This is a genomic window from Pseudomonas sp. SWRI81, from assembly GCF_014268545.1.
GTDB lineage: Bacteria > Pseudomonadota > Gammaproteobacteria > Pseudomonadales > Pseudomonadaceae > Aquipseudomonas > Aquipseudomonas hamedanensis.
This window is the reverse complement of the sequence record NZ_JABWQS010000026.1, coordinates 83,094-92,825: the sequence shown is the minus strand read 5'-3', so window position 1 is coordinate 92,825 and position 9,732 is coordinate 83,094. Positions and strand designations below refer to the sequence as shown.

Genomic DNA, 9,732 nt, shown 5'->3' with positions numbered 1-9,732 from the left:
TAGGTCATCGTCAAGATTAAATTCCGAAACCCCAATTGCGAAAGCAGTTGGGGTTTTGTTTTGCCTGCGAGAAAGTTTTGCTATCCCGGCGAACGCTACCTTCGCAAGCGCTGCCGTCGGGAAAATCCTTCTGAAGTCACCGCGCAGTTTTTGGTATGGTGCAGCTCGTTTTTTAACGGACTGATGCCATGCCCATGGATCGGCACTCAATTATGTCAAAGAGTTGCTGTAGAAATGCCTGAACCTATCCCGATCAAGGATCATGAAAAAGAAACGCGCCTGGTCAACAAACGGTTGATCGCCTGCGCCCTGTTTGTCTTCGCCGTCAGTTGCGCCTTGGTGATACGGCTATACATCCTGCAAGTGGTGGAATTCGACTACCACTCGACAATCTCTGAAAACAACCGCGTGCATGTCTTGCCGATCCCGCCGACACGGGGCCTGATCTACGACCGCAACGGTGTCCTGCTCGCCGATAACCGTCCCAGCTTCAACCTGACCATCACCCGCGAGCGCGCCACTGATGTCAATCGGGAGCTGGACGAGGTCATCAGCCTTCTTCATTTGCCTGCCGAAGACCGTACGGTATTCGATAAAGCCATGAAGCAGTCCCGCCACCCGTTTACGCCAGTGACATTGTTCTATGAGCTGACGGAAGAGCAGATCGCCGTACTCGCGGTCAATGAGTTCCGCTTGCCGGGCCTGGATGTCGAGCCGCAGTTCGTCCGTCATTATCCACTCGGTGCGCATTTCGCCCATTCGATCGGCTACGTCGGCCGTATCAATGAAAAAGAATCCAAGGTGCTCGACCCGGTTGAATATCGCGGTACTCAATCCATCGGCAAGACCGGGATCGAGCGCTTCTACGAGGCGCAACTGCACGGTCACGTCGGTTACGAAGAAGTCGAAACCAATGCTCAGGGCCGGGTGCTGCGTGTGCTTAAACACACCGATCCGATACCGGGCAAAAACATCGTGTTGAGCCTCGACGTCAAGTTGCAGCAGGCCGCAGAAGCCGCGCTGGGGGATCGTCGAGGCTCGGTGGTTGCGCTTGATCCAGCGACCGGCGAAGTGCTGGCGATGGTCAGCAACCCGAGTTTCGACCCGAACCTGTTTGTCACCGGCATCAGTTCCAAGCAATATTCGGCGCTGCGAGATTCCATCGACCGGCCGCTGTTCAACCGTGTGCTGCGCGGACTTTACGCCCCGGGTTCGACTATCAAGCCGGAAGTCGCAATCGCCGGTCTCGATGCCGGCGTCGTCACGCCGCAGACCCGTGTTTTCGACCCAGGTTATTACCAACTGCCGGACTTCGATCACAAGTACCGCAACTGGAACCACAGCGGCGACGGCTGGGTAGACATGGACGCGGCGATCATGCGCTCCAATGACACCTACTTTTACGATTTGGCGCACAAGCTGGGCATTGATCGTCTGCACGACTACATGGCGATGTTCGGCCTGGGCGAGAAAGTCTCGCTGGACATGTTTGAGGAATCCCCGGGCCTGATGCCATCTCAAGCCTGGAAGCGCGCCACGCGCCGTCAGGCGTGGTATCCCGGCGAAACCGTGATCCTCGGCATTGGCCAGGGCTATATGCAGGTCACGCCGCTGCAATTGGCGCAAGCCACGGCATTGATCGCCAACAAAGGCGTGTGGAACCGACCGCATCTGGCCAAAACTGTCGATGGCGTCGCACCGGTCGACGAACACCCTATGCCGAATATCCTGCTCAAGGATCCGCGCGACTGGGAGCAGGTCAATCATGGCATGCAGATGGTCATGCACGACGCCCGGGGCATCGCCCGTGCGGCCGCGGTCGGTGCGCAATACCGCATCGCCGGCAAGAGTGGTACGGCGCAAGTGGTGGCAATCAAGCAGGGCGAGCGCTACAACCGCGAGAAAACCCTCGAGCGCCACCGTGACAACGCCTTGTTCGTCGGCTTCGCACCGGCGGAGCATCCGAAGATCGCGATTTCGGTGATGATCGAAAACGGCGAGGCCGGTGGTCGGGTGGCGGGCCCGGTGGTGCGGCAGATCATGGACGCCTGGTTACTCGACCAGGACGGCCATCTCAAGCCGCAGTACGCCGCGCCAAGCAAAGCGCCGGGTGACCCGCACGTTTGATCGCGACGGCTTCACAGCACTGGCTCACGCAAGCTGAGCGGGTGCCGTGAAGCGCTCGATAAATAGGTGATCGCGATCAGGCTCCTGGCACCGGGCAGCTCAGGTCGCCTTCCTCGCACTGCAAATACGGCTTCAGCGCCTCTACCCGTGCCTTGGTCACGGCGGTGAGGCATTGGCTGTAAACCAATGGATAAACGCTACCGCCCGCCACGCCGGACGCCGAAAACTGGCATTCGGCATCACGGAAGCCGATCCAGGCCCTTTGCGCGGTAACCAGCATTTTTTTGCTGTCCGGATTGTTCTTCAAGCGCCCGGTGATCTGTTGATACAGCGTGTTCAGCTCTTTATCCGCTGCTTTGTACGCCTGACCGGCACACTGATTCATCGTTGCCTGATCGCCGGCGTTGGCGCAGTCGACGGCAGACTGGGCGAACGGTACGAACAGGAAGGGCGACAGGGCCAAGAGTAAACGGGGGGACATGGGCAATTCTCGCTGTTTCGGAGGTAAGTGCCGAACAGTGTAGCGATTGCGTCGCGCTTACTCAGTCGACGCAGTCGAGACGCTGGTATCTGTCGGGTGTCCGAGTAGTAAAACCACACCACCGGCGACAGCCGTATCAGCCAATCGTAGCCAGTTGTCGGGGTGGCAAATGCGCCTTATTTTTCCTGACTGATACGGTGGCTGCACGGGTTTGATACAACTTCAGATTGGACATGTGGTCATACAAGCCTAGTGTTCAGAACAGGAGGTGACGTATGAAACCAGTACCTAACAGTTTCGAACGCAAAATCACGCTCAAGGCGCCGCGCTCGTACGTCTGGCGGGCTTTGGTCGATGCCGAGGCGTTCGGCCAGTGGTTTGGCGTGGCGCTGGAGGGCAGGCGGTTTATTGCCGGGGAATGGACGCAGGGGCAGGTCACCTACCCAGGTTATGAACACGTCCTGTGGAATGTGCTGATCGAGCGGGTCGAGCCGCAGCAGCTATTCTCGTTTCGTTGGCATCCGTATGCGGTGAATCCCAAGATCGATTATTCCCAGGAGCCGACCACGCTGGTCAGATTCGAATTGCAAGATTACGAAAACGGCACCCTGCTCAAGGTCTCCGAGTCCGGTTTTGCCCATATTCCCGATATTCGCCAGAAAGAAGCGTATTACATGGACAGTCGGGGCTGGGAGGAGCAACTGAGCCGACTTGAGCAGTTTCTTGCCGAGGCGGCGAAGACGCGCCAAAGCGGCAGTGCCTGACAGGTCTAAGGTTTTTCGGAAGTCGTCTTATGGCGAATGTCTTACACGCGCTGGTAGCTTTTACGACTATTGCTGATTGGATCCACTGCGTAATCTACACACATCAACTGAGACACAGGGAGTGTTTCAGGATCAAGGACGATCGACCATTGCAAGGATCGCTGCCGACAGGGAGTCGATAATGGTCTTGGGAAAAACCCGCTTCGGCGGGTTTTTTTTCGCCTGCAGAAAAACATCTGCAACGGTGGCGTGTGAGATTGTGGTGGGGGATTTATTCCCCCACCACACGATACAGGATCAATCAGGAGGCAATCAGCTGGCGCAAGACATAGTGCAAGATCCCGCCCGCCTTGAAGTACTCCACCTCATTTAACGTATCGATCCGGCACAGCACCTCGATCCTCTCCTGACGTCCATCCTCGCGAGTGATGATCAGCGGCAGGTTCATCCGCGGCGTCAACTCGACACCACTCAGGCCCTGAATTTCGAAGGTCTCCTTGCCGGTCAGATTGAGGCTTTTGCGGTTCTGATCGAGCTTGAACTGCAGCGGCAGTACGCCCATGCCCACGAGATTGGAACGGTGAATCCGTTCGAAGCTCTCGGCGATGACCGCTTTGACACCGAGCAGATTGGTGCCCTTGGCCGCCCAGTCCCGGCTCGAACCGGTGCCATATTCCTGCCCGGCAATCACCACCAGTGGCGTGCCCGAAGCCTGATATTTCATGGCCGCGTCATAGATCGCCATTTTTTCCCCGGTGGGCATGTAGATCGTGTTGCCACCTTCCTCGCCACCGAGCATTTCATTGCGGATACGGATGTTGGCGAAGGTGCCGCGCATCATCACTTCGTGGTTGCCACGACGTGAACCGTAGGAATTGAAGTCCCGCGGCTCGACGCCTTTTTCCCGCAAGTACCGGCCGGCGGGGCTGTCGGCCTTGATATTGCCGGCGGGGGAGATGTGGTCGGTGGTCACCGAGTCACCGAGCAGGGCCAGCACGCGAGCACCTTTGACGTCTTCGATCTGTGGCAGCGGACCGGAAATGTCGTCAAAAAACGGCGGATGCTGGATATAAGTCGAGTCGTCCTGCCAGACATAAGTCGCGGCTTGCGGCACCGCGATGGCTTGCCACTGTTCGTCCCCGGCGAAGACTTCGGCGTATTCCTTATGGAACATCGCCGTGTTGACCTGATTTACCGCGTCGGCGATCTCTTGGCTGCTCGGCCAGATATCGCGCAGATACACTGGATTGCCTTGCGGGTCATGGCCCAACGGCTCGCTGCTGATGTCGCTGCGTACGCTGCCGGCCAAGGCATAGGCAACCACCAGTGGCGGCGAGGCCAGCCAGTTGGTTTTTACCAGCGGATGCACCCGTCCTTCAAAGTTGCGGTTGCCGGACAACACCGACGCCACGGTAAGATCGGCTTTCTGGATGGCTTTCTCGATCGGTTCCGGCAGCGGCCCGGAGTTGCCGATGCAAGTGGTGCAGCCATAACCGACCAGCGAGAAGCCCAACTGGTCAAGATACTGCGTCAGCCCGGCAGCCTTGTAGTAATCCGTAACGACTTTCGACCCCGGTGCCAGCGAACTCTTTACCCAGGGTTTGCGGGTCAGGCCTTTTTCCACGGCTTTTTTCGCCAGCAGCCCGGCAGCCATCATCACGCTGGGGTTGGACGTGTTAGTGCAGGAGGTGATTGCTGCGATCACCACCGCGCCGTTTTTCAAGCGATAGGTGCGGCCTTCGTATTCATATTCGGCTTCGCCGACCAGATCGGCATTGCCCACTGCGACGCCACCACCGCCTTCGCTTTCCAGGCGTCCTTCTTCCTTGCTGGTGGGCTTGAATTGCAGGTCGAGAAAATCGCTGAACGCCTGGGCGACATTCGGCAGCGAGACGCGGTCCTGCGGGCGTTTCGGTCCGGCCAGGCTGGCTTCGACGCTGCCCATGTCCAGCGCCAGGCTGTCAGTGAATACCGGTTCCTGGCCCGGCAGGCGCCACAGGCCCTGAGCCTTGGTGTATGCCTCGACCAGTTTCACCACTTCGGCCGGCCGGCCGGACAGGCGCAGGTAGTCCAGTGTCACATCATCGACCGGGAAGAAACCGCAGGTCGCACCATATTCCGGGGCCATGTTGGCGATGGTTGCGCGATCGGCCAGCGGCAAGTCGGCGAGGCCGTCGCCATAAAACTCGACGAATTTGCCGACCACGCCTTTCTTGCGCAGCATCTGCGTCACCGTCAACACCAGGTCGGTGGCGGTGATGCCTTCCTTGAGTTTGCCGGTCAGTTTGAAGCCGATCACTTCCGGAATCAGCATCGACACGGGTTGCCCGAGCATTGCCGCTTCCGCCTCGATCCCGCCGACGCCCCAGCCGAGTACGCCGAGGCCGTTGATCATGGTGGTGTGCGAGTCGGTGCCGACCAGTGTGTCGGGGAAGGCGTAGGTGCGGTCGTCTTCATCTTTGGTCCATACCGTGCGGCCGAGGTATTCGAGGTTGACCTGGTGGCAGATGCCGGTGCCCGGCGGTACCACGCTGAAGTTATCGAACGCGCTCTGGCCCCAGCGCAAAAAGGCGTAACGCTCGCCGTTGCGCTGCATTTCGATGTCGACGTTCTGTTCGAAGGCGCTGGCACTGGCAAATTTATCGACCATTACCGAGTGGTCGATCACCAGATCCACCGGCGACAACGGATTGATCCGCTGCGGGTCGCCGCCGGCCTTGGCCATCGCCGCGCGCATCGCGGCGAGGTCGACCACGGCGGGGACACCGGTAAAATCCTGCATCAATACGCGGGCCGGGCGGTACTGGATTTCCCGGTCGGAGCGGCGCTCCTTGAGCCAGGCGGCCAATGCCCTGAGGTCGGCGCCGGTGACGGTTTTTTCATCTTCCCAGCGCAGCAGGTTTTCCAGCAGGACTTTCAGCGACATCGGCAGCTTGTCGAGGTCGCCCAAGGTCTTGGCGGCGTCCGGCAGGCTGAAATAGTGGTAGGTCTTGTCATCGATTTTCAAGGTTTTGAGAGCATTCAGGCTATCGAGGGACGGCATTACGATCACTCCTTTGAATCCGCACGGCTACGGATTGAGGGGACGGACAGAGCCTTAAACCTAGCCCTGTTTTGAGTAGCTGGCTAATAACTGGACTCTATGGGCGCAACCATGGTTCCGACTTCAGCTATCATGCGCCGGTTTTCGTGACAGGCGTTGCGGCAACGCAAGGCTTGAGCATCGCGCAGGGGCCGAATCATCGTCCGCTGCCCAGGAGTAAGAATGAGCACCCTATTCATGCATTGCCGGCCCGGCTTCGAGGGCGAAGTCTGCTCGGAGATTTCCGACCTCGCCGCCCGGCTCAACGTGGCCGGCTACGCCAAGGCCAAAGCGGCCGCCGCGTGCGCCGAGTTTGTCTGCACCGAAGCAGACGGCGCCGAACGTCTGATGCGCGGCCAGCGTTTTGCCGAGCTGATCTTCCCGCGCCAGTGGGCGCGCGGCTTCTTCATTGATTTGCCGGAAAACGATCGCATCAGCGTGATCCTCGCGCACATGGCCGACTTCCCGGTGTTTGGCAGCCTGTGGCTGGAAGTTGTCGACACCAACGACGGCAAGGAACTGTCGAACTTCTGCAAGAAATTCGAAGGTCCGCTACGCAAGGCGTTGACCGCCGCCGGCAAGCTGATCGAGGACGCCAGCAAGCCGCGTCTGTTGCTGACTTTCAAAAGCGGTCGCGAAGTGTTTCTCGGCATGGCCGATGCGGGCAACTCGGCGATGTGGCCGATGGGCATTCCGCGCCTGAAGTTTCCCCGTGAGGCTCCGAGCCGTTCGACGTTGAAGCTGGAAGAGGCCTGGCATCACTTCATTCCGCGCGATCAATGGGACGATCGCCTGCACAGCGACATGACCGGTGTCGACCTCGGCGCCGCACCGGGCGGCTGGACCTGGCAACTGGTCAACCGCGGCATGCTGGTCACCGCCATCGACAACGGTCCGATGGCCGAAAGCCTGATGGACACCGGGCTGGTGCAGCATTTGATGGCCGACGGTTTTACCTTCAAGCCCAAACAACCGGTGGACTGGATGGTCTGCGACATCGTCGAGAAACCGGCGCGTAACGCCGCGATGCTCGAAGAGTGGATCGGCGAGGGGCATTGCCGCGAGGCAGTGGTAAACCTGAAATTGCCGATGAAGCAGCGGTACGCTGAAGTGAAGCGTCTGCTTGAACGCATCGCCGATGGTTTCAAGGCGCGTGGGATCAAAGTCGATATCGGCTGCAAGCAGCTGTATCACGACCGCGAGGAAGTGACCTGCCATTTGCGTCGGCATGACACGAAAAAACCGAAATCCCGCTGAAACAGCGCAAACCCTTGTAGGAGCGAGCCTGCTCGCGAAGGCGTCTTATCAGCCGACATCAATGCTGGATGAAACACCGCATTCGCGAGCAGGCTCGCTCCCACAGGGGTTAGACGACTCCCCCGGCAATGCGCGACAATGCCGGCCAGTTTCTGGAGTAAATCATGAGTGAAATGATCGATACCCCGGTCGACGGCACCCTCGACGCCACCGGCCTCAATTGCCCGGAACCGGTGATGATGCTGCATCAGCACATCCGCGATCTGGTGCCCGGTGGCCTGCTCAAAGTGATCGCCACCGACCCTTCGACCAAGCGCGATATTCCCAAGTTTTGCGTGTTCCTCGACCATGAATTGGTCAGCCAGCACGAAGAGTCCGGTACTTATCTGTACTGGATCCGCAAGAAGCTCGCCTGAATCAAGGCTGGCATAAAACCAAATGTGGGAGCGGGCTTGCTCGCGAATGCGGTCTATCAGTCACTGTGATGGCGACTGATCCATTGCATTCGCGAGCAAGCCCGCTGCCACATTTTTTCGTTCTGAGTAAAGTCTTCAACCCGCCGAACGACTGATCCGGATCCGCTTGCGCGCACTGCGCGTCAGGCGGATCGACAGCATCAGGGCCGCGCAACTCAAGCCGACGATCAGGCCCTGCCACAAACCGCTCGGGCCGCGTGGCTCGCCGAGCCAGTCGGTCAGGCCCAGTGCGTAACCCACCGGCAAGCCAATGCCCCAATAAGCGAACAAGGTCAGGATCATGGTGACACGCGTGTCCTGATACCCGCGCAGGGCGCCGGCTGCGGTGACCTGGATGGCGTCGGAAAACTGAAACAGCGCCGAATACACAATCAGCATCGCCGCGATGTGAATCACCGTCGGGTCAGCCGTATAGATCGCCGCAATCGGCTCGCGCAGCAACAACATCAGGCTGGCCGACAGGCAGGCGTAGGCCAGTGCCGTGCCCATGCCGACGCCGGCGGCAAAACGCGCCTCGCGCGGTTCTTCACGGCCCAACGCCTGGCCGACGCGCACGGTAACGGCCATGCCCAGCGAGTAAGGGATCATGAACACCAGCGAACTGACGTTCAGCGCAATCTGATGCCCGGCCACTACCGTGGCACCGAGGCTGCCGATCAACAGCGCGATCACGGCGAAGATACTCGACTCGGCAAACACCGCAATGCCGATCGGCAAGCCAATCGACAGCAGACGCTTGATCACCGCCCACTGCGGCCAGTCGAAGCGGCTGAACAGCTCGCTTGAACGATAAGCCGGCGCCCAACGCTCGTAACCGGCCAGGCCCAGCGCCATCACCCACATTACGATAGCCGTGGCCCAGCCGCAGCCGACACCGCCCATCGCCGGCACGCCGAAATGGCCGTAAATGAAGATGTAATTCAACGGGATGTTCAGCGCCAGACCGCAAAGGCCCAGTACCATGGCCGGGCGGGTCCGGCCGATGCCGTCGCTGGTGCAGCGCAGCACATGGTAGAACGCCACCGCCGGTAGCCCGCTAGCGATCCCGTGCAGGTACTGCATGCACGGGCCGATCAACTCGGGGTCTACTTTCATCACATGCAAAATCGGTTCGGCGGCAACCAGCATAGCGGTTGCAATCAAGCCCACCACCAGCGCCAGCCACAACGCCTGCCGCACGATCGGACCAATCTCGCTGTGCTTGCCAGCGCCGAAACGCTGGGCGACTTTTGGCGTCGTCGCCAGCAACGTCCCGGTCATCAACAGAAAGACCGGCACCCAGATCGAATTGCCCAGCGCCACGGCTGCCAGGTCCTTGGGCCCGACGCGTCCGGCCATCACCGCATCGACAAAGCCCATGGCCGTGGTCGCCAGTTGCGCGATGATGATCGGCACCGCCAGGGCGAGCAGGTTCTTGAACTCCAGGCGAACCCGCGCAGGGCGGGTCAGGGAAACGGCGGCGGGTTGGTCAGGTACGGAATTCACAGGCAAAGCGTCCACAGAGGTTGATGCGCAAGGCGCCGCATTCTACGCCGCTGACGCCTT

Annotated in this window: 8 protein-coding genes and 1 pseudogene; 6 read left to right on the top strand and 3 right to left on the bottom strand. The window is 59.7% G+C overall.

The window, feature by feature from the left end; all coding sequences use genetic code 11:
• Both HU765_RS26860 and mrdA read left to right on the top strand, forming a co-directional pair.
• On the top strand, positions 1-184 hold a 184-nt coding region (locus tag HU765_RS26860; protein ID WP_238344718.1), incomplete at its 5' end, for a hypothetical protein.
• 50 nt (positions 185-234) lie between these two features.
• Entirely contained in the window at positions 235-2,127 is a 1,893-nt protein-coding gene (gene mrdA / locus HU765_RS17245) for a penicillin-binding protein 2 (RefSeq protein WP_186621887.1), read from the top strand.
• Positions 2,128-2,203: 76 nt separating this feature from the next.
• Here mrdA and HU765_RS17240 read toward each other — a convergent pair whose 3' ends face one another.
• Positions 2,204-2,608: a lysozyme inhibitor LprI family protein gene (locus HU765_RS17240; protein ID WP_186621886.1), complete on the bottom strand. Its 405-nt coding sequence runs from the start codon at positions 2,606-2,608 to the stop codon at positions 2,204-2,206.
• 275 nt (positions 2,609-2,883) lie between these two features.
• On the opposite strand from HU765_RS17240, the gene HU765_RS17235 reads away from it, so the two are divergent.
• Positions 2,884-3,372 carry an SRPBCC family protein gene (locus HU765_RS17235; protein WP_186621885.1) on the top strand — a complete coding sequence of 163 codons (489 nt, stop codon included), beginning with the start codon at positions 2,884-2,886 and terminating at the stop codon, positions 3,370-3,372.
• 301 nt (positions 3,373-3,673) lie between these two features.
• On the opposite strand, the gene acnA is transcribed toward HU765_RS17235, so the two are convergent.
• Complete coding sequence (gene acnA / locus HU765_RS17230) at positions 3,674-6,415, bottom strand: aconitate hydratase AcnA (protein ID WP_186621884.1); 2,742 nt, start codon at positions 6,413-6,415, stop codon at positions 3,674-3,676.
• A gap of 222 nt (positions 6,416-6,637) precedes the next feature.
• Here acnA and rlmM point away from each other — a divergent pair, with 222 nt between their 5' ends.
• From rlmM to tusA, 3 genes and pseudogenes are all read left to right on the top strand, one after another.
• Positions 6,638-7,711, top strand: a complete 1,074-nt coding sequence (gene rlmM / locus HU765_RS17225; RefSeq protein WP_186621883.1) for a 23S rRNA (cytidine(2498)-2'-O)-methyltransferase RlmM — start codon at positions 6,638-6,640, stop codon at positions 7,709-7,711.
• Positions 7,683-7,817 (top strand): annotated as a pseudogene (locus HU765_RS26855) (metal ABC transporter ATP-binding protein); the annotation flags it as partial. The gene rlmM and the pseudogene HU765_RS26855, both read left to right, overlap by 29 nt.
• Before the next feature lie 58 nt (positions 7,818-7,875).
• Complete coding sequence (gene tusA, locus HU765_RS17220; RefSeq protein WP_186621881.1) at positions 7,876-8,127, top strand: sulfurtransferase TusA; 252 nt, start codon at positions 7,876-7,878, stop codon at positions 8,125-8,127.
• Between the two features lie 135 nt (positions 8,128-8,262).
• Here tusA and HU765_RS17215 read toward each other — a convergent pair whose 3' ends face one another.
• Positions 8,263-9,672: an MATE family efflux transporter gene (locus tag HU765_RS17215; protein ID WP_186621879.1), complete on the bottom strand. Its 1,410-nt coding sequence runs from the start codon at positions 9,670-9,672 to the stop codon at positions 8,263-8,265.
• Positions 9,673-9,732: the final 60 nt, after the last annotated feature.

What these genes read in the sequence shown, in the direction of transcription:
- mrdA (WP_186621887.1), top strand. Translation starts at nt 235, where the DNA reads ATGCCTGAACCTATCCCGATCAAGGATCATGAAAAAGAAACGCGCCTG.
- HU765_RS17240 (WP_186621886.1), bottom strand. Translation starts at nt 2,608, where the DNA reads ATGTCCCCCCGTTTACTCTTGGCCCTGTCGCCCTTCCTGTTCGTACCG.
- HU765_RS17235 (WP_186621885.1), top strand. Translation starts at nt 2,884, where the DNA reads ATGAAACCAGTACCTAACAGTTTCGAACGCAAAATCACGCTCAAGGCG.
- acnA (WP_186621884.1), bottom strand. Translation starts at nt 6,415, where the DNA reads ATGCCGTCCCTCGATAGCCTGAATGCTCTCAAAACCTTGAAAATCGAT.
- rlmM (WP_186621883.1), top strand. Translation starts at nt 6,638, where the DNA reads ATGAGCACCCTATTCATGCATTGCCGGCCCGGCTTCGAGGGCGAAGTC.
- tusA (WP_186621881.1), top strand. Translation starts at nt 7,876, where the DNA reads ATGAGTGAAATGATCGATACCCCGGTCGACGGCACCCTCGACGCCACC.